Here is a 17,687-nt window from a genome sequence, read left to right as displayed (position 1 = left end):
TTGGGGCAGGGACCGGCCGAGAGAAAGGGACGCCAGCGTGAAAGCTCCCTGGTTCCGCCGCTATCTGCTGCCGGGGCTCGTCTTCCAATCGGCCGTGATCGCCGGCGGATACGGCACGGGGCGGGAGAACGTCGAGTTCTTCCTCTCCATCGGCCCCACGCCGGGCCTCTGGGCCATGGCCCTCTCGACCGCGATCTGGAGCGCGGTGTGCGCCGTCACGTTCGAACTCGCGCGGCAGTTCCGCAGCTACGAATACCGCAACTTTTTCAAGCGTCTGCTCGGGCCGTCCTGGGTCCTGTTCGAGGTCACGTACGTACTGCTCACGCTCCTCGTGCTCGCCGTCATCGGGGCGGCGGCGGGCTCGATCGTGGACGAGACCTTCGGCCTTCCGTATGCGCTGGGCGTGATCGTGGCGCTGGGGGCGGTCGCGCTGCTTCTCTTCTACGGGAGCGTCGCGATCGAGCGCTTCTTCGCCGGCTGGTCGTTCGCGCTCTACGCCGTGTTCGTGGCGCTCGTCGTGTGGTCGCTGGTGCGCTTCGGGTCCACGCTGGGCCCGAGCTTCACCGCCAGCGGTCCCAACGGCGACTGGCTCGTGAAGGGGGTCCAGTACGGAGGCTACAACCTCTCCGCGGCCGCCGTCGCGCTCTTCACCGTGCGCCACATCCAGACCCGGATCCAGGCCGTGTGGGCCGGCCTGCTGGCCGGCGTCATCGGGATGCTGCCGGCGTTCTTCTTCTACCTCGCGATGGTGCCGCACTACCCCGCGATCATCGACGCGACCGTCCCCTCGAACTTCATCCTCGAGGCGCTCGGGTCGAGGACGTTCCAGATCGCCTACCAGGTCATCCTCTTCGGCACCCTGATCGAGACCGGCACCGGGATGATCCACGCGGTGAACGAGCGGCTCGCCGTCACGCGGGGTGAGCGGGGCGCCGGGATGCCGAGCTGGGCGAGGCCGGTGGTCGCGGCGGTCTTCCTCGGGATCGCGCTGTCCCTCACCCCTCTCGGCCTCATCGACCTCATCCGTCAGGGCTACGGGACGATCACCTGGGGCTTCATCGTCTACTACGTCCTGCCCGTGCTCACGGTCGGCGCGTGGCTCGCGTTCCGGAAGCGGCGAGGAACTGGGAACGCCGGGACATCCGGAGGGGGTGAAGGGACGTGAACACTCGCGCCATTCTCATCGGTCTCGCACTTGGACTGGGGCTCGGGGTCGCCGCCTCCGTCACCGGATCTCCGGCGCTCCTGCGCGCGGCAGAGGCCGTGGCGCCGCTCGGACAGGTCTTCCTGCGCGCGATTCAGATGGTCGTGATTCCGCTCGTCGCCGCGGTCGTGTTCGTCGGCGTGGGGCGGATCGGGAGCCTCCGCAAGCTGGGGCGCATCGGCGGCCTCTCCGTCGGCTTTTTCTGGATCACGACGCTGCCGGCGATCCTCATCGGAATGGGCGTGATGGGGTTCGCGCTCAGCTTCACGGCGCCGGTGCCGCCCCCGACCCCGACGACGGAGCTGAACACAGCGAACCCGGGCGTGATCGACTTCCTCGTGAACCTCGTGCCGAGGAACCCGGTGCAGGCGGCGGCGGACGGATCGCTGCTCTCGATCCTCATCTTCATCGTCCTTCTCGCGGCGGCCACGACGACACTGCCGCGTGAGAAGCGGGAGTTGCTCACCGGATTCGCGGAGTCGGCGGGCGACGCCCTCATCAAGCTCATGAACTGGGTTCTGTGGACGGCCCCGGTGGGCGTGTTCGGCCTCGCCGCGCCGGTGGTCGCGCGCACGGGGCTCGCGCTGCTCCAGAACCTCGCCGTCTTCATCCTCGCGGTCGTCGTCGGTCTCTTCATCCTCAAGGGTCTCGTCCTGCTGCCCATGGTCCGCTTCGTCGGCGGCATGCGGGCGGGGCGATTCATCCGCGGCACGGTGGGTACGTACACCGTCGGCTTCACCACGACGACGTCGGTGGGTACGCTGCCCATGATGCTGCAGGAGGCGGAGAAGCTGGGGCTCCGGCGAGACCGCTACACCCTGATCCTCCCGCTCGGGGCCTCGATCAACCGGCCGGGGAGCGCCCTCTTCCAGAGCGCTTCGCTGGTCTTCCTCGCCGCCATGTACGGGGTCCCGCTCGATGCGGGGCTCATCGCCGCGGCGGTCCTCGCGATCTTCCTCGCAGCGATGACGGTGGCGCCGGTGCCGAGCGCGAGCATCGTGTCGATGGTGCCGGCGCTCGATGTGGTGGGCGTCCCCCTGGCCGGACTCGGGATCCTGCTCGGGATCGACCGCGTGCCCGACGTCTTCCGCTCGGCGACGAACGTCATCGGCCACATGGCCGCCGCCACGACCGTCGATGCGATGACGCGCAACGATGAAGAGGCGGATGAAGAGATGACCGGAGGGACGGAGGACGGATGACGAGGCTCCCCGCGTCCGGTCCCCTGCCGCGGCCCCGGGACCCGGAGGAGGGACGCGAGACGCTGCGCGCGGAGGCGATCCCGGCGGCCGACGTCCAGCGCGTCCGACTGCGGGCGCTGGAGTTCACATCGCTGTGCCCGAAGACGGGACAGCCGGACTTCGGGCGGGTGACGATCGACTACGAGCCGCGCGACCGCTGCCTGGAGTCGAAGGCGCTCAAGTTCTACCTGTGGTCCTTCCGCGACGAGGGGGAGTTTTGCGAGACGCTCGCGGCCCGGATCGCCGACGACGTGGTCTACGCCGTGGCGCCGCGCCGGGTGCGCGTCGAGGTTGAGCAGAACGTCCGTGGCGGCATCGAGATCGTCGCGACCGCCGAGCGCGGGGAGGCGGCCGCCGACTGAGGCTCCCACCCCGCCCCACAGGCGACGCGCGCGTCCGAATGCCCGGTCAGGGCGCGCGGCGGATGGCGCGGCCGGGGCGGGCGCCGGTCGGCTCCCCGGCGGACCAGGTCTCCACGCCGCCGAGCCACACGCTCTCGACGCCCTCCGCCTGCCGGGTCCCGTTGTCGAAGGTCGACCGGTCCACCACGCGCACGGGGTCGAAGATCACGAGGTCCGCCCGGGCCCCGGCGCGCAGCACTCCGCGGTCGTTCAGCTTCAGCCGCCGCGCCGGCATCGAGGTGCCGCGCTGCACCGCCCGCTCCAGCGTCAGGATGCCGCGTTCCCGCACGTAGTGGCCCAGCACGCGCGGGAAAGTCCCGGCGCCGCGCGGGTGCGCGCTCCGCACCCCGCCGTCGCTCGACGTCATCACCCACGGCGAGGCCATGAACGTATCGACGTCGTCCTCGTTCATCGTGTGGCCGATGAGCCCGGAGCCCCCGTTCTCCATGATCCATATGTACGCCTCGACGTCCGTCATCCCCCGGCGCCGGGCGATCTCGTCGAGCCGCAGCCCGTTCAGTTCGGGTTCGTCCCAGAAGGCGACGATCTGCAGCCGGTTCGCGCCGCCGGCCGCCGCGATCCCCTTCGCCACGGAGTCGGGGTTCGAGAACATCCTCGAACGCACCACGATCGCGAGTCCGGACTGCCACGCCGCGTACGGGTACTGGTCCGCCGTCACGTCCAGCCCCTCGTCGTTCGCCCGCCGGATCCGCTCAAGCACGTCCGGAGCGCGTCCCCAGACCGAGGCGTTCCCCGCCTTGATGTGCGAGATCTGCACCGGAAGCCCCGCCTCGCGCCCGATGCGGATCGCCTCGTCCACGGCCTCCATCAGCCCTTCTTCCTCGTCGCGCATGTGGGTCATGTAGAAGCCGCCGTGGCCCGCCGCCGCCCGCGCCACCGCGATCAGCTCGCCCGTCGTGGAGTAGAAGCCGGGGTCGTATTCGAGTCCGCTCGAAAGGCCGAACGCGCCGTCGGTCATCCCGCGCTCGACGCGCACCGTCATGTCCGCGATCTCGGCGTCCGTCGCGCTGCGCCGGTAGTTCTCCCCCAGCGCGAGTCTGCGCACGGTCCCGTGTCCGACGAGCGTCGCGACGTCCACCGTGGGACGGAGTTCGTCGATGCGCGCCAGGTAGTCCGAGATCGGCCACGGAGAGGAGCCGTCGGCCCCGACGACGATCGTCGTGATGCCCTGCGCGAGTTGGGTCGTGGCCAGCGGGAAGTTGAACAGGCGGTCCGTGGAGTGGTTGTGGATGTCGATGAAGCCCGGAGCGAGGACGAGGCCCGTGAGGTCGCGCCGTTCCGCATCGGGCGGGGCCTCGACGGAGCCCGGGGCGCCGAGTGCCGCAATGCGTCCCCCGTCGATGAGCAGGTCGCCGACATAGCCGGGTGCGCCCATCCCGTCGACGAGCGTCGCGTTCGTGAAGAGGACTGTGGCCGGTTCTTCCGTCACACCCGTGGCCGCCTGCGCGGCGGCCCGTTCCGGAGCGCCGGCGCCTCCGGCGACTCCAAGGATCAGCGCCGAAAGGAGGTGGAGGCTGCGCCCGCCGCCGCGGGGGCGTTTCGTTCCTTCAGACATATCGCGTTACTTTCATGTTTCCGTGACGATGAAGCCGGTGCGGCCCCTCAAGGGTAGGCCCGTTCCGGCAGGTTCCAATAGAGGGAGAACGATGGAAAGGTACGCACGTCTCGTGCTTTCGTTCGCCGCGCTGCTCCTGGCGCTGGCGCCCACGGCGCTGGCGGGTCAGGCGGACGAGGCACCGCTCAGGATCGGCGTCATCGACCTGGACGCCGCCGCGTTCGGGTCGCCGGCGGGACAGGAACTCGCGCAGCAACTGACGGACTTCCAGCAGGAACTCGCCGCCGAACTGCAGTCGCGCCAGGAAGCGGTGCGCGCGGTCGAGCTACGGGTCGCCGAAGCGGACAGCCTGACCGTCGACGAGCAACGCGTGCTCGAACGCGAGTATCAGGATGCCCTCACGGCTTTCCAGCGCTACCAGCAGGACAAGCAGGAGGAAGCGACCGCGCTGCAGAACGACGGACGCGAGCGGATCCGCGCGGAACTCGCGCCGGTGATCGAAGCGATTCAGGCGGAACTGGATTACGACCTGATCCTGAACGCGACGAGCCCCATCATCATCCTGTTCAGCGAACGCGTCGACATCACGCAACTCGTCATCGACCGCCTCGCCTCGGAGAGCCCCGGCGGTTCGTAGGCCTCCTCGAAGGCTAGACGGCCCGTTCGAGGGAGGCGGGCCGAGTTCGTCTCGGGTCAGCGGTCCGGGCGCAGCAGGTCCATCGTGTCGGCCAGCGCGGGCATCGTTTCGCCGCTCTCCAGAAAGGGGCGGACATCGGCCTCGACCGTCGCCCACTCCTCGCCCGCGACCCTCGCCGCACCGTTTCCCGCCACGTGTCCTCTGTGAGCGCCGCCGCGGTCGGCTCCGTTTGGCGGCGCGCGGCGTTCAGCAGATCGAGGTTCGGTTCCGGCCACGCAGGATCGCTCAGGTACCAGACGAGATCGTAGATGTCCCTGCCCTTCAGCCAGGGCCGGTGGAGCGTCGCGTGCAGTTTGCCGGCCAGCAGCGACGCCCGGTCGTGGTGATGGATCCGGAGGCTTGCCGGCAAGCTGTATGGGCGTGCGAGGACGCTGAGTCCCTAACGGGGCAGCGGACGGATCAGCTTGACGAAGAGCAGGTTCCGGACCCTGCCGCCGCCGACCCGCATTTCCGTGACGGCGCCGTCCGGCGCGCGCTCGAAGCGGATCTCGCGCATGAACCAGCGATCCGTGGCGAACTCGTCGGCGGCCCGCGGTTCGAGGGCGATCTCGCCGTGGCGTACGTGGCGCGCGACGAGCCCGTCGTCCGTGACGTCGAGGTGATACAGCGCATCGACTTCCGGGCTGTAGTAGCTGCCGGCGTATCCCGCCAGCGTCCCCGCGTCGGGCTTCGGAGGCGCCTCTGAAGCGGCGGCCGCGGACGGGTCCTCCTCTTCCTCCTCCGGCGCGCCCTCGGGGAAGACTCCGGCGAGGACGAGTTCCGCCACCTGTCGGGCGCGACCGCCCGGATTGCCGTTCGCCACATTGGTGAGGACGACGACCCCGGCATTCGCCTCGGGATACCAGATCGCCTGCGTCCGGAACCCTGCGTCGGCGCCTCCGTGCCCCACCGTGCGCAGCCCCCGGTGGTCGCCGATGCTCAGGCCGTGCGCGTAGGGAATCGTATCTCCGCCGTTCAGGACCCCGCGCGTCGTCATCATCTCCATCACCTCGGGGCCGCCGACCGTCTCGTGCCGGAAGTTGTCGAGCCAGCGGGCGAGGTCGTCCGCCGTCGTGAACAGGCTCGTCGCCCCCGCGTTCGCGTAGCTGAGAACGGCCTTGGTGTACTCCGGCTGCGGCCCCGCCCCGCTTCCCTCAACACTCCCATCGTCTCCCGTCGGGACCGGCCGGTAGGAATAGGCGCGGTCGGGGACGATGTGTTCGTGGTCGTCGTGGAAGTGCGTTCGGTCCATTTCGAGCGGCTGGAAGATCCTTGCGGCCGTGAACTCCGGGAATGGCAGGCCGCCGACCGCCACCGCCGTCTCCGCGAGGAGCGTGTAGCCCATGTTGGAGTAGAGGTACTCCGAGCCGGGCACGAAGTTGAGTTCCCGCTGGCGCGACATGAGTCGGAGGATCTGTTCCGTCGTGATCACGTCGTCGAGGCGCCAGCCGGAGATCCCGAGGAGCTGCCACTGGTCCCGGATGCCGCTCGTGTGGTGGATCATCTGGCGGACGGTGACCGGATGTTCGAACTCGGGGACGAACTCGAGGTGCGCCTGCACGGGGTCGTCCAGCGAAAGCGCCCCCTCGGCCGCGAGCATGGTGACGGCCATGGCCGTGAACTGCTTCGACACGGAGGCGACGTGGAAGACCGTCCGCGGGGTCACGGGGATGCCGTGCTCGATCTGGGCGTAGCCGTAGCCGCGGGAGTGAATGATCTCGCCGTCGCGGATGACCGATACGGCGGCGCCCGGCGAGCCCGGGCGGTCCAGGTCGGCGAACACGGCGTCGATCCCGCGCGCGAGGTCGGAAGACGAGCCCGTATCTCCGGCGCTGCCGCACCCGGCGAGCAGGGCTACGGCGAGGAGCGCGAGGAAGGCGGCGGGGGCGGGGGCTACGGGACGCATGCGGGCGGTCGTGCGATCAGGGGTCGTGGAGTTCGACCAGCATCTCGATCTCGACCGACTGGTCGCGCGGGAGCGACGCCATGCCCACGGCCGCGCGGGCGTGCTTCGAGATCGCGGGGCCGAACACCTGTTCCATGAGGTCTGAGCAGCCGTTGATGACCTGCGAGTGCTGCGTGAAGTCCGGAGGCGTGTTCACCATCCCGAACACCCGCACGATCCGCCTCACCCGGGAGAGGTCGCCGATCTCTCGGGCGAGCGAGGCGAGGAGGCAGACGCCGACCCAGCGGGCGATCTCGTAGCCCTCCTCGACGGTGTGGTCGAGGCCGACCTTCCCGGTGTTGCTCTCGTCGAGGCCGCCGCACGGGCCGTGCCCGGCGAGGAAGACGAGATTTCCGGTCGTCACCGCCTTCACGAAGTTGGCGGTCGGCGCATCCGGAGTCGGGAGTTCGATTCCGAGTTCGGCGAGACGCTCTTCCGGCGTCTGGGCGGCGGCTCCGGCCGCCAGGGTCAGGAGGACGAAGAGCCCCACGAACGCGCCGGCGAGGGTGCGAGGCGCGCGCGCGGATCGCGGGGAGGGCGGAATCATGCCGTCCCACCCGGATCGCGGCGGCGGGAGACGATCTCCTCGGGGGTCTCGCCCGTGCGAATCGCCTCGGCCGCGATGTCCACGGCCTCGAAGATCTTCGTATAGCCGGTGCAGCGGCAGAGATTGCCGGAGAGCGCCCGCGCGACATCCTCGCGAGCGGGGTCCGGATCGCGGGTCAGCAGTCCATGGGCCGAGCAGAGGATGCCCGGTGTGCAGAAGCCGCATTGCGCCCCTCCCGTGAGATCGAAGGCATCCTGGAGCGGGTGGGGGCCGGACGCGTCCCCGAGACCTTCGACGGTCGTAATCTCGTGACCCGTCGCTTCGTGCACCGGCATGATGCAGGAGAGCACGGCCTCGCCATCGCGGAGCACCGTGCACGCCCCGCAGTCCCCCTTGTCGCACCCCTGCTTCGATCCCGTGAGGCCGAGCCCGTAGCGAAGGGTCTCGAGGAGGGTGTAGTGGGACGGCACTCCGACCCGGCGCCGGTCTCCGTTCACCCGCAGTTCAACCACGCTGTGCATGAGAATCAAGTTGTCCGGGGGCCTCCCGGGCGGCAACCGGAATCGGGTGGCGGGCACGGTCCGGGTACGCGCCGGGTGCGCATCGTGTGACGAAAGCCCCATGTTCAACCGTCTGGAGAGAGTCCGCCCGTGGATGACGGTCAAATGAGGGAACACACGATGCATCGCCTGGCTCGACGAACCCTGCTCCCGCTCGTGCTCTCCGCCTCGGGAGTGTGCGCGCTCGCCCCCGAAGCCGCGTGGGCCCAGGAGATCCCGGTGGACCGCTGGCTGGTCACGAGCGCGGAACACGCGGCGGGCGACCATCCGCTCCCCGTCGCGGGGCCGGACCGATTCCCGGACCGGAACCTCGAAACCGCTGCGGGTACGTGGACGCTCTTTCGCCGCGACGGTGAGACGCCGATGGATTTTTCGGATGTCTCGGAAGCCGGGCGGGCGACGCTCGCCCACGCATATCTGAAGTCGTCCGCGGACGCGAGCGTGCGGCTCGAACTGGGTGTCGAGCCCTGCGCGCGGCTCGAAGCGTGGGTGAACGCGCAGCAGATCGCGGACGCTGGAACCGCGCGCGAAGTGCGGCTGGCGGCGGGCTGGAACACGCTCCTCGTCGTGCTCGACGGCGAACCCGGGTGTGAGCGCTCGCTCGCCGCGCGGCTCTCTCCGGACACGGGCCCGAACGTGCGGACGGAGCGCGACGACCCTTCGGGCGACCGGTTGACCGTGCAGGCCTCCCGCCCGCCCGGCGTGCGGCCGACCTGGCCCGACGGTGTCGTGACGGTCTCGGCCCCCCGCATTACGGGGCTCGCCTGGCGCCCGGACGACGAAGATCTCCAGGCCGCAATCAGCTATGACCTCGGGAGCTGGGGTCGCGAGTTCAGCGCCGGCATGGACGGCGGCGGCGCCCCGGGGATCCAGCGCCCCGAGGCCCGATTCCAAAACCCCCTCGACCTCCCCCGCCGGGGCGGCGGCGCCACGGGCGCCCCGGGCGATGCGGCAGAGGACGATGATGAGACCGGGCCCACGGATCCGGATGGACAGCGGGCGCGGATGGTCGCGTTCCTGCTGCGCCGACCGGAAGCCCGTACCCCGGCGCCGAGAGAGGGCTCCGCCGAGTTGCGCCTTGCGGGCGAGTCGTTCATCGCCGCCTCCGGCGAACTCAAACCGGGCGTACCCGTCTCCTTCCAGGGTGTTCTCCCGTTCCGGAAGCTCCGTGAGGCCGCGCTGCGCGACGACGGCATGAAGGCCGAGTTTCGCTGGGAGGGCGGAGACGGCGAGGGCGAGGGGCGCATGTCCGCGGCGCCGGTGTTGAGAGCGTTCCACGGCACGCTGGACCTGGCGCTCGATGCCGGGACGGACGGCGTATGGCGCGGCACGTTACGGGTTCCGGACGCGCTGGCCGGCTTCACACTCCGAGGCACGGAGGGATCGTGGGCCGTCGACGGATCCGCGGCGGAGGACGGCGTCCTGTGCAACCCGTGCGAGCGCGGCCGACGGCTGGAAGTCGAGTTCCGCGGAAGTGCCGGCGGCGGTGCGGAGCCGCCGCGCGCGCGCATCGCGGGGCCCGGTTTCCCGGATCTATCCGCAACCGGCGCGCCGTCGGCGATCGAGTTGCTGAGGGCGCTGGAAGGGGATAACCGCCGCTACCGCGCGCTCATTGGGGGGCCGTCGCCGGATCCTCCCCTTCAGACGGCTCCGGCGGTGCGGGCTCGGTCGTAGGCGGGGCGATCACGGGCTCCGATACGGGCTCCGAGGGCGGCTTCGGGCCGAACGTCGGACGCGAGGAATCCGTGGACCAGGGATCGATGAACTCCTGAGCCGGATCCACTTCATCGCGCGGCGTGGGCGGTTCCTGTTCCTCCACGACCGGCCCCGCCGTCGCTCCGGAGGCGTCCTCTTCGTCCTCCGTCTCGTCCGCGGAGTCGGTGGACGCCCCGGCGGCCGCGGCGGTCCCGGCGGCGGTGGCGGTTCCGGCGATTGTCGCATTGCTCGCGGTCGCCGGTTTTCGGGCCGTGGGCGGCGACTTCCACTGCGTCTCCCGGCCGGCGGCCTCGAGTTCGCGCTGAATCTCGTTCATCCCCTTCCGGAACTCCCGGATCCCCTTGCCGATGGTGCGGGTGATCTCGGGCAGGCGACGGGGCCCGAATACGATGAGCACGAGCATCGCAATGAGGAGGACCTCGCCGATTCCGAACCCGGTCATATTCATGACGGTGCGATCAGCCGGCCGGCCGGGCCGACCTCAGGGGGTCAGCGCCCGCAGCACGTCCTCGCCGTAGAACATGCCGATATACCTGGCCTGCACCGGCGTGACCGTGCGGACGGCCCAGATCAGTTCGACGTGGTTGGGTTCGCGAGGCTCCGCCGGGAGCGAGAACCCGCATTCGGCCAGCAGGCGGTCCGCCTTCTTCAGGTTGCACTTGCTGCAGGCCGTGACCACGTTCGACCATCCGTTGTCTCCGCCACGCGAGATCGGGATCACGTGATCGCGGGTCAGCGACTCGCGATACCCCAGTTCCCGCCGGTGACGGCCGCAATACTGACAGCGATAGGCGTCGCGCGCGAACAGGAACGTGTTCGTGACCTGACGGCGGAAGCGGCGGGGGATCTGGATGAACCGGACGAGGCGGATGACGACGGGCGTATCCATCCGCACGCGCTCGGATCGGATGGGACGTTCCGAATCCACCTCCAGCGCGTCGGCCTTCCGGTCGATGAGCAGGCGAACGGCGCGCCGGACCGGAATGATCGTCAACGGCTCGTATGAAGCGTTCAGGGCCAGACAGCCCATGAGCGACCCCCCATTGGATTCGGTGGCGGAAAACAAGCAATCCGGCTGCGACGTGTCAAGCGAAGGCCCCCCCGGGAAGGCGGCGCGGGAGGCGGGCTCCGCCGGCGTGTGCGAGGTGGCGGTCGCGCGGACGTTCCTCGGGACGCTCGCCTACGCGATCCCCGCCTCGCTCGTCGGGGCCGTGGGGCCGGGCGTCCGGGTCCGCGTGCCGCTCGGCGGCGGGACGGCGGTCGGGGTCGTGGACCGCCTCGGGCTGCGGGCGGACCGGGGACGGAAACCCCGATTGCGCGAGCTGCGGGGCGTCCTCGACGAAGCGCCGGTGGTCGACGCGCGTCTCCTCGATCTCTGCCGCTGGATCTCGGACTACTACGTCGCGCCTCTCGGCGTTGTGCTGCGCGCAGCCCTCCCTCCGGGTGCGCTCGGGTCACAGGCCGCCCGCGGAGGGAGCCCGGGACGACCGCGCACCGAGCGCGTGCTCCGGATTGCGCGCGAACTGCGAACGCTGAGCGAACGGGACCGCGCCTTCGGCCGGGCGAAACGGCAGCGCGAATTGTACGAGACGCTCGAGTCGGTCGGAGGTCAGGCGGGCGTCGGGCACCTGGTGAAGCAACTCGGCTTCAGTCGGGGCGTGCTCGACGGGCTCGTGGAGCGGCGGCTCGCGGAAATCGTGGAGCGCGAGGTGGAGCGGGATCCGTTCGCCGGCCCGGTGGAGCCGGAGCCGCGGTTTACCCTCACTCCGGACCAGACGCGGGTCGTCGGCGACCTCGAGCGCCTCGATACGCCGGGACGGGTCGCGCTGCTGCGCGGCGTGACGGGCTCGGGCAAGACGGCCGTCTACCTGGAGGTGCTGGAGCGTCAACTCGCGCTGGGCCGCTCCGGCATCTTCCTCGTGCCGGAGATCTCTCTCACGCCCCAGACGGTGCAGCGCTTCCGGGCCCGCTTCGGCGACGAGGTCACCGTGTTGCACTCGGGGCTCTCGGACGGGGAACGCTTCGACGCCTGGCGCAGTCTGCGCGAGGGGAGGAAGCGGATCGCGATCGGTCCGCGCTCGGCGGTATTCGCGCCGGTCCGGAACCTGGGCGCGATCATCGTCGACGAGGAGCACGAGAGCAGCTACAAGCAGTCCGACGTACCGCGCTACCACGCCCGTTCCGTTGCGATCATGCGCGCGCGGCTGGAAGGTGGCCTGTGCGTGCTCGGGTCCGCCACGCCTGCCCTCGAGAGCTGGAAGAATGCGCGCACCGGACGCTACCACCTGCTCGAACTCGAGAAGCGGGTGACGGGCCACGGGCTCCCCTCGGTGGAACTCGTCGATCTGCGGGCCGACGCCGGCGAGGACCCGGGCCAGGACGCGGAGGAGCCGGTTCCGGGTGGCGGACCGCGGGTCTTCTCCAGGCGGCTGCGGGAGGCGATCGCCCTGCGCCTGGAGCGGGGCGAGCAGACGATCCTCTTTCTCAACCGCCGCGGATACGCCTCCTTCGCCGAGTGCGCGGCCTGCGGTCACGTGTGGAGCTGTGGCGCCTGCTCCGTGACCCTCACCTATCATCGCCGACGCAGGCAACTCGTGTGTCATCACTGCGGCTCGACGAGCCCGCTCCCCTCCGGATGCGGCGAGTGCGGGGGCCCCGCGCCGCGTTACGCCGGGGTCGGCACCGAACAGGTCGAACGCCGCGTGGGCGAGCTCTTTCCGAAGGCCGGCATCGCCCGCATGGACCTCGACACCACGGGCTCCAAGTGGGCGCACGTCGAGATTCTCGACGCGTTCCGGAGGCGGGAGGTCGACATCCTGCTCGGCACGCAGATGATCGCCAAGGGCCTCGACTTCCCGCAGGTCACGCTCGTGGGAGTGATCAACGCGGATGTCGGTCTCCATCTGCCGGACTTCCGGGCGAGCGAGCGCACCTTCCAACTCCTGGAACAGGTCGCGGGCCGGGCCGGACGGGGCGAGGAGCCGGGGGAGGTCCTCGTCCAGACGTCGCGCCCCGGGCACTACGCGCTCGCCGCAGCCGCGGAGCACGACTACGTCGGCTTCGCGGAACGCGAACTCGGGGACCGGGAGGAACCCGGCTATCCGCCGCACCGCCGGCTCGCGAACCTCGTCGTCTCCGGGAAGTCGGAGTCCCGGGTGATCGACGTCGCGGAGGAACTGTCCGAGTGGACGCGGCGGCTGATTCTGGATCGCCGGCTCGCCGGAGTCGAGGTCATCGGCCCGGCCCCCTGCCCCATCGATCGACTCCGGGAGCGGTGGAGGTGGCATTTCCTGATCAAGGCGGATCGCGCCGCGACGCTCGGCGGCGTTCTCCGCTTCCTCGGAGAGCAGCAGGGCCAGCCCGGCTCCGGCCTCCGGCTCGAGATCGACCGTGATCCCGAGGCGCTCCTGTGAAGGGGCCGTCCGCTCCGCGCTTCGCTTGTTGGGAGGGCCTCGCTCCGTCAGGTTGTGCCGCTGGTTCCGCCCGCCTGTCGCGGGTGCAAGACGAGGGAGAGGGAATGAGCGAATCGGGATCGCGCACCGTCGTGTCCACGGGAGTTCACCGGCGCCGTCACGCTCGGAGCCTCGGGCTTGTCATGGCGATCGGGATCGCGGCGGCGACCTGCGGGGGGCCGTCGCCGCCACCTATCGCTTCGGTCGAGGCGGCGGCCGCGTTCGAGGCGTGCCGCGAGCTGGCGTGGGAGGAGAGGCAGGGATGCTATGAAGCACGGCTCCTCGACGAACTCGACGCGGCCGGGACAGTTGCGGCGCTGGACATGCTCGAGTCGCTGGCCGTCGCGGACCGGGCGGTCCGGGCCGGGTCCCATGTCCTCACGCACGCGATCGGCATCAACGCCTACTCGCCCGGAGAGACCTTCACCGACGCCTTCGAGGAGTGCACGGAGGTCTTCCAGTCGGGGTGCTACCACGGCGTCGTCCAGGCCTATTTCATCGCCACGGGCGAACCGAGCGCGGAGAAGGTCGCCGGGCTCTGCGAGCCCTACGAGGCGGACCCGGCCGACCGCTGGCTGCTCTTCCAGTGCCTGCACGGTCTCGGACACGGTCTCACGATGTACTACGGCCACCACCTTCTCATGGCCCTCGAGGGCTGCGACCTGCTGACGACTGGCTGGAACCGGAACTCGTGCTACGGCGGGGCGTTCATGGAGAACGTGGTCAACGCGATCGCCCCCCATCATCCGGCCGCCGCCCTCGTGTCCGACGGGACCGTCATGGAGGGTGGGGCAGGCGAGGCGGCCGAGGCCTCGGACCACGGCGCGGGCGCGCACGTCCACGGGACGATGGCGATGGCCGAGGGCGTCGAACCCTTCGAGCCGCTGCGTGCCGACGACCCGCACTATCCCTGCTCGATCCTGGACGAGCGGTACCTCACTTCCTGTTACCAGACGCAGACGTCCGCCATGCTCTGGCACAACGACTGGGACATCGCGGACGCGGCCACCTCCTGTCTCGATGCGCCGGACGGCTGGCGAGACGACTGCTTCATGAGTCTCGGCCGCGATATCAGCGGCCGCACGCTGCAGGACGAGGACGAAGCGCACAACGAATGTCGGAAATCGCCGGCGGACCACCGCGAGTGGTGCTACGTGGGCGTCGTCAAGAACTTCGTGGATGTGACCGCGACGACCGGGGCCGGATTCTCGTTCTGCCGCATCATCGAAGACTCGGCGAAGCCGCGGTGTCACGAAGCCATGGGAGAGTCGCTGTACTCGCTCTACGCGGACGAAGCCGCGCGGCGCGAGGCGTGCGAAGTGTCGGAGACGGAGGAACTCGCGCTCGATTGCCGGCGCGGCGCCCGCGTGCGGGCGGACTAGCCGTTCCGACTGGCCGGCGGCCAGTGGCTGCTAGCCGGACCCGCCGCCCCTCGCTTCGCGCATGAAGCGTCGCAGCAGCCTCTCGTCGAGTCGCCCGTCCGTTCTCACGCCCGAGCAGACGTCCACGCCGAAGGGACGGACCGCTTGCAGAGCCGCGGCCACGTTCGTCGGCCGGAGGCCTCCTGCAAGATAGACCGGGCAGTCGGCCCGCTCGACGATCCTGCGGCTGTGACCCCAGTCGTGAACGCGGCCCGTGCCCCCGAGTTGCCGCACGACGAGGTCCGGGTTGCCCGAGTCGAGAAGGACGGCGTCGACCAGCGGCGCCACCGCGGCGGCCTCCTCCACCGAGTGCTCTCCCCGGACGTGGACGACCTGGACGAGCGCGACGCCCGGCAACAGGCGGCGCAGGCTGCGGAGCGCGTCGGGCGCCAGCCGGTCCACGAGCTGGAGTGTGTCGGCCCGGGCGTCGCGCTGCTGGGCCGCGATCTCCTCCGGGTCCGTCCGCGACGTGAGCAGGAAGGTCGCGACGCCGCGCGGGGCCGCAGCCGCGATGCGGCGGATCGCGGCGTCATCGATGACTCCCGGTCCGCTCGGCATCGCGGAGACGAGCCCGATCGCCGTCGCCCCGTGACGGGCGGCGAGCGCGGCCTCTTCGGGGGTCCTGATGCAGCAGATCTTGACCGCGGGCTTCCGTTGACTCAGGCGGCCGCCCCCGTGGCTGGTTCGACGCCGAGCCCGGGACGGTCGGGCAGGACGATTCGGCCCTCCTCGAGATGCGGGCCGGTGAACGGATCGGAACGCAGGAGCGCGGCGCCGTCCAGGTCCGCGTAGTCCACAAGCGAGGCGAGGTGCGCCGCGGGCGCGATCCCGAGACTCGTCTCCAGCATGCACCCGAGCATGACCGAGAGGCCGCAGGCGCGCGCGGTGTGAACCATGCGGAGCGCCTCTCGCGGACCTCCGCACTTCGCGAGCTTGATGTTGATGCCGTCGACGAGGCCGTCGAGTCGCGGAATGTCGGTCGCCACGATGCTCGACTCGTCCACGACGATGGGGAGAACCGCACGCGAGCGGACGAAGGCCAGCTCGTCGTTCTCCGTCGGCGGGAGCGGTTGTTCCACGAACTCCACGCCGTATTCGGCGCACATCGCGATCCCCTCGATGGCTTCGGCGGGAGTCCAGGCCGCGTTCGCGTCCACGCGCAGGATCTTGTCCGGCGCCGCGCCGCGTACCGCGCTCAGCCGCGCTTCATCGTCGTCGCTTCCGAGCTTGATCTTGAGGATCGGCCACGCTTCGGCCTCGCGCGTCTTCCGGGCCATGACCTCCGGAGCGTCGATCCCGATCGTGAACGAACTGAGCGGCGCGTCGTCCGGATTCAGGCCCCAGAGCTTCCAGAGCGGAAGGCCCGCGCGCTTTCCGACCCAGTCGTGAAGCGCCGACGAGAGCGCGCAGCGGGCCGACCCGCTCCGGCCGAGGAGGTTCGCAAGGTCCCGCTCGATGACCTCGAGCTGGAACGGGTCTTCCACCTCCTCGATGCGGGGGGCCAGCTTCTTCAGCGCGGCCTCCACCGTATCCGCCGTCTCCCCGTAGTACCCGGACGGATCCGCCTCGCCCCAGCCCTCGATCCCCTCATGCTCCAGTCGCACCCACACCAGGTCGTCGCCGGTCTTCACGCCGCGGCTGATGCCGAAGGGGTGCGCCGTTTCGACGTAGAACGGCTCCCACGAGATTCTCATGTTCCGGTCGTCCGCCAGAGGTTGTACTGGATCCGGGACGGAGTGACTTCGGGCCCATCCTCGCGCATGTAGACATCGATTTCCGTCCGGTGGCCGAAGCGTCCCTCCAGGTAGACGCCGGGCTCGACGGAAAAGCCGACGCCCGCCACGAGCCGCCGGTCGTCCCGCATCTCGATGCTGTCCAGCGTGGGACCGACGCCGTGGATTTCGCGGTCGATCCCGTGCCCCGTCCGATGGAAGATGGCGTCCTCGTAGCCGCGCGCGATCAGCGCCTCCCGGGCCGCCCGGTCCGCGTCCGCACCCGTGGCGCCCGGGTCCTTCCGGATGACCTCGACCGCTGCGTCGCGCGCCGCGACGACCGCGTCCCAGGCGGCGATCACCTCGGCGGGCGGCTCCGGGCCGAGGAAACCCATCCATGTCTGGTCGGCGAAGATCGCGTCAGGTTCCCCGGCCGCGCGCCCCCACAGATCCACCATGAACACCTGGTCCGCCGTCAGAGCGGACGATCCCTCGGCGCGCGGTTCGTAGTGCGGCTTGGCGGCGTTGGGGCCCACCGCGACGATCGTGTCGACTTCTGTCAGGCCCTCGGCGCGCAGGCGCGCCCGGATCCACTCGGCGAGGTCGTGCTCCGTGGCCGGGGTCGGCTCGGCGGAGGCGTCGAAGGCGGCGGCCGTTTCGCGATCCGCCGCGGGCGTGAGCCCCGCCGCGCGCACGGCCAACTCGAACGCCGTTCGCGCGGTCCGCGCCAGGATCTCGGCCGCCTCGTGGTGCAGCGCGTGCCCGCGTGCCCCCCATTGCGCCGCCGTCCCGGAGATCAGCTCCACCGAACTGACGATCCGGGGCCCGAGCGACTCCACGAGTTCGACGACGCCGGCGGGGACGTGGTCCACGTACGGGATCGAGTCGCGGGGGCTCACCTCCATCGCGACCGTATCCGTGCCGTGCAGCATCTCCTGCAGCGCGGTCTCCATCTCATCCCAGCCGACGTAGCTCGTGAGCCGATGCGGCCACCGGTCCCATCCGGACACTTCGATCTTCTGGACGAGCGCGTGCGGCGTCCGCCCGGGCTCGATGAGGACGAAATACCGGCGCTTCTGGCCTTCAGGCAGGCCGACGAGGTGCGCCGCCAGCGGATTGAGGGCCCGGAAGTCGTACAGCAGCCAGGCGTCGATCTTCTGTCGTTCGAGCTCCCGGGAAGCAGTCTCCAGGAAGGTGGCGTCAAGGTCGGGCAAGGGGGGCTCCTGTTCTGCGGGG

Annotated in this window: 17 protein-coding genes and 1 pseudogene; 7 read left to right on the top strand and 11 right to left on the bottom strand. The window is 70.3% G+C overall.

Going from position 1 to position 17,687, the window contains the following annotated elements; translation table 11 throughout:
• The first annotated feature begins 37 nt into the window (after window positions 1-37).
• From RN729_RS01050 to queF, 3 genes are read left to right on the top strand one after another with little or no spacing between them, the layout of a single operon-like run.
• Window positions 38-1,165, top strand: coding sequence for a hypothetical protein (locus RN729_RS01050; protein ID WP_310781717.1), 1,128 nt, complete (start codon window positions 38-40; stop codon window positions 1,163-1,165).
• The gene (locus tag RN729_RS01045; RefSeq protein ID WP_310781715.1) at window positions 1,162-2,406 is read left to right on the top strand and encodes a dicarboxylate/amino acid:cation symporter; all 1,245 of its coding nucleotides are present in this window, start codon (window positions 1,162-1,164) and stop codon (window positions 2,404-2,406) included. Before RN729_RS01050 ends, RN729_RS01045 begins: the two co-directional genes overlap by 4 nt.
• A complete protein-coding gene (gene queF / locus RN729_RS01040; RefSeq protein WP_310781713.1) occupies window positions 2,403-2,807 on the top strand; it encodes a preQ(1) synthase in 405 nt (134 codons plus the stop codon). Before RN729_RS01045 ends, queF begins: the two co-directional genes overlap by 4 nt.
• A 46-nt stretch (window positions 2,808-2,853) precedes the next feature.
• Here queF and RN729_RS01035 read toward each other — a convergent pair whose 3' ends face one another.
• Window positions 2,854-4,422, bottom strand: coding sequence for a D-aminoacylase (locus RN729_RS01035; RefSeq protein WP_310781711.1), 1,569 nt, complete (start codon window positions 4,420-4,422; stop codon window positions 2,854-2,856).
• 91 nt (window positions 4,423-4,513) lie between these two features.
• On the opposite strand from RN729_RS01035, the gene RN729_RS01030 reads away from it, so the two are divergent.
• Window positions 4,514-5,059 (top strand): OmpH family outer membrane protein, encoded by a 546-nt coding sequence (locus tag RN729_RS01030; protein ID WP_310781709.1) that lies wholly within the window; start codon window positions 4,514-4,516, stop codon window positions 5,057-5,059.
• A 56-nt stretch (window positions 5,060-5,115) separates the two neighbouring features.
• Here RN729_RS01030 and RN729_RS01025 read toward each other — a convergent pair whose 3' ends face one another.
• From RN729_RS01025 to RN729_RS01010, 5 genes and pseudogenes are all read right to left on the bottom strand, one after another.
• Window positions 5,116-5,253 (bottom strand): hypothetical protein, encoded by a 138-nt coding sequence (locus RN729_RS01025; RefSeq protein WP_310781707.1) that lies wholly within the window; start codon window positions 5,251-5,253, stop codon window positions 5,116-5,118.
• 38 nt (window positions 5,254-5,291) lie between these two features.
• A pseudogene (locus RN729_RS13980) lies at window positions 5,292-5,468 on the bottom strand (nucleotidyl transferase AbiEii/AbiGii toxin family protein); the annotation flags it as partial.
• Window positions 5,469-5,498: 30 nt separating this feature from the next.
• Complete coding sequence (locus RN729_RS01020) at window positions 5,499-7,004, bottom strand: serine hydrolase domain-containing protein (RefSeq protein WP_310781705.1); 1,506 nt, start codon at window positions 7,002-7,004, stop codon at window positions 5,499-5,501.
• Between the two features lie 16 nt (window positions 7,005-7,020).
• Window positions 7,021-7,590 (bottom strand): RidA family protein, encoded by a 570-nt coding sequence (locus RN729_RS01015; protein ID WP_310781703.1) that lies wholly within the window; start codon window positions 7,588-7,590, stop codon window positions 7,021-7,023.
• Window positions 7,587-8,111: a 2Fe-2S iron-sulfur cluster-binding protein gene (locus RN729_RS01010; protein WP_310781834.1), complete on the bottom strand. Its 525-nt coding sequence runs from the start codon at window positions 8,109-8,111 to the stop codon at window positions 7,587-7,589. Before RN729_RS01010 ends, RN729_RS01015 begins: the two co-directional genes overlap by 4 nt.
• A gap of 144 nt (window positions 8,112-8,255) precedes the next feature.
• On the opposite strand from RN729_RS01010, the gene RN729_RS01005 reads away from it, so the two are divergent.
• Entirely contained in the window at window positions 8,256-9,824 is a 1,569-nt protein-coding gene (locus RN729_RS01005; RefSeq protein WP_310781701.1) for a hypothetical protein, read from the top strand.
• Here RN729_RS01005 and RN729_RS01000 read toward each other — a convergent pair.
• Window positions 9,760-10,314 carry a twin-arginine translocase TatA/TatE family subunit gene (locus RN729_RS01000; RefSeq protein WP_310781699.1) on the bottom strand — a complete coding sequence of 185 codons (555 nt, stop codon included), beginning with the start codon at window positions 10,312-10,314 and terminating at the stop codon, window positions 9,760-9,762. The genes RN729_RS01005 and RN729_RS01000 overlap by 65 nt on opposite strands.
• A gap of 33 nt (window positions 10,315-10,347) precedes the next feature.
• Window positions 10,348-10,860 (bottom strand): HNH endonuclease, encoded by a 513-nt coding sequence (locus tag RN729_RS00995; protein WP_310781698.1) that lies wholly within the window; start codon window positions 10,858-10,860, stop codon window positions 10,348-10,350.
• A gap of 88 nt (window positions 10,861-10,948) precedes the next feature.
• Between RN729_RS00995 and priA the strand changes: the two genes are divergently transcribed.
• Complete coding sequence (gene priA / locus RN729_RS00990) at window positions 10,949-13,279, top strand: primosomal protein N' (protein WP_310781697.1); 2,331 nt, start codon at window positions 10,949-10,951, stop codon at window positions 13,277-13,279.
• Between the two features lie 104 nt (window positions 13,280-13,383).
• Window positions 13,384-14,700 carry a hypothetical protein gene (locus RN729_RS00985; RefSeq protein WP_310781695.1) on the top strand — a complete coding sequence of 439 codons (1,317 nt, stop codon included), beginning with the start codon at window positions 13,384-13,386 and terminating at the stop codon, window positions 14,698-14,700.
• Between the two features lie 30 nt (window positions 14,701-14,730).
• Here the strand turns inward: RN729_RS00985 and RN729_RS00980 are convergent, their stop codons facing one another.
• From RN729_RS00980 to RN729_RS00970, 3 genes are read right to left on the bottom strand one after another with little or no spacing between them, the layout of a single operon-like run.
• Window positions 14,731-15,402, bottom strand: a complete 672-nt coding sequence (locus RN729_RS00980; RefSeq protein WP_343218884.1) for a phosphoribosylanthranilate isomerase — start codon at window positions 15,400-15,402, stop codon at window positions 14,731-14,733.
• A complete protein-coding gene (locus RN729_RS00975; RefSeq protein WP_310781693.1) occupies window positions 15,399-16,433 on the bottom strand; it encodes a dipeptide epimerase in 1,035 nt (344 codons plus the stop codon). The genes RN729_RS00980 and RN729_RS00975 overlap by 4 nt, the downstream gene beginning before the upstream one ends.
• Window positions 16,430-17,665 (bottom strand): M24 family metallopeptidase, encoded by a 1,236-nt coding sequence (locus tag RN729_RS00970; protein ID WP_310781691.1) that lies wholly within the window; start codon window positions 17,663-17,665, stop codon window positions 16,430-16,432. The genes RN729_RS00975 and RN729_RS00970 overlap by 4 nt, the downstream gene beginning before the upstream one ends.
• Between the last annotated feature and the right edge of the window lie 22 nt (window positions 17,666-17,687).

The organism is Candidatus Palauibacter polyketidifaciens (assembly GCF_947581785.1).
GTDB classification, from domain to species: domain Bacteria; phylum Gemmatimonadota; class Gemmatimonadetes; order Palauibacterales; family Palauibacteraceae; genus Palauibacter; species Palauibacter polyketidifaciens.
This window is presented reverse-complemented; position numbering and strand designations above follow the sequence as displayed.

Excerpts from the sequence above, each read along its gene's own strand:
- queF (WP_310781713.1), top strand. The coding sequence starts at position 2,403 with ATGACGAGGCTCCCCGCGTCCGGTCCCCTGCCGCGGCCCCGGGACCCG.
- RN729_RS01035 (WP_310781711.1), bottom strand. The coding sequence starts at position 4,422 with ATGTCTGAAGGAACGAAACGCCCCCGCGGCGGCGGGCGCAGCCTCCAC.
- RN729_RS01030 (WP_310781709.1), top strand. The coding sequence starts at position 4,514 with ATGGAAAGGTACGCACGTCTCGTGCTTTCGTTCGCCGCGCTGCTCCTG.
- RN729_RS01020 (WP_310781705.1), bottom strand. The coding sequence starts at position 7,004 with ATGCGTCCCGTAGCCCCCGCCCCCGCCGCCTTCCTCGCGCTCCTCGCC.
- RN729_RS01015 (WP_310781703.1), bottom strand. The coding sequence starts at position 7,590 with ATGATTCCGCCCTCCCCGCGATCCGCGCGCGCGCCTCGCACCCTCGCC.
- RN729_RS01010 (WP_310781834.1), bottom strand. The coding sequence starts at position 8,111 with ATGCACAGCGTGGTTGAACTGCGGGTGAACGGAGACCGGCGCCGGGTC.
- RN729_RS01005 (WP_310781701.1), top strand. The coding sequence starts at position 8,256 with ATGAGGGAACACACGATGCATCGCCTGGCTCGACGAACCCTGCTCCCG.
- RN729_RS01000 (WP_310781699.1), bottom strand. The coding sequence starts at position 10,314 with ATGAATATGACCGGGTTCGGAATCGGCGAGGTCCTCCTCATTGCGATG.
- RN729_RS00985 (WP_310781695.1), top strand. The coding sequence starts at position 13,384 with ATGAGCGAATCGGGATCGCGCACCGTCGTGTCCACGGGAGTTCACCGG.
- RN729_RS00975 (WP_310781693.1), bottom strand. The coding sequence starts at position 16,433 with ATGAGAATCTCGTGGGAGCCGTTCTACGTCGAAACGGCGCACCCCTTC.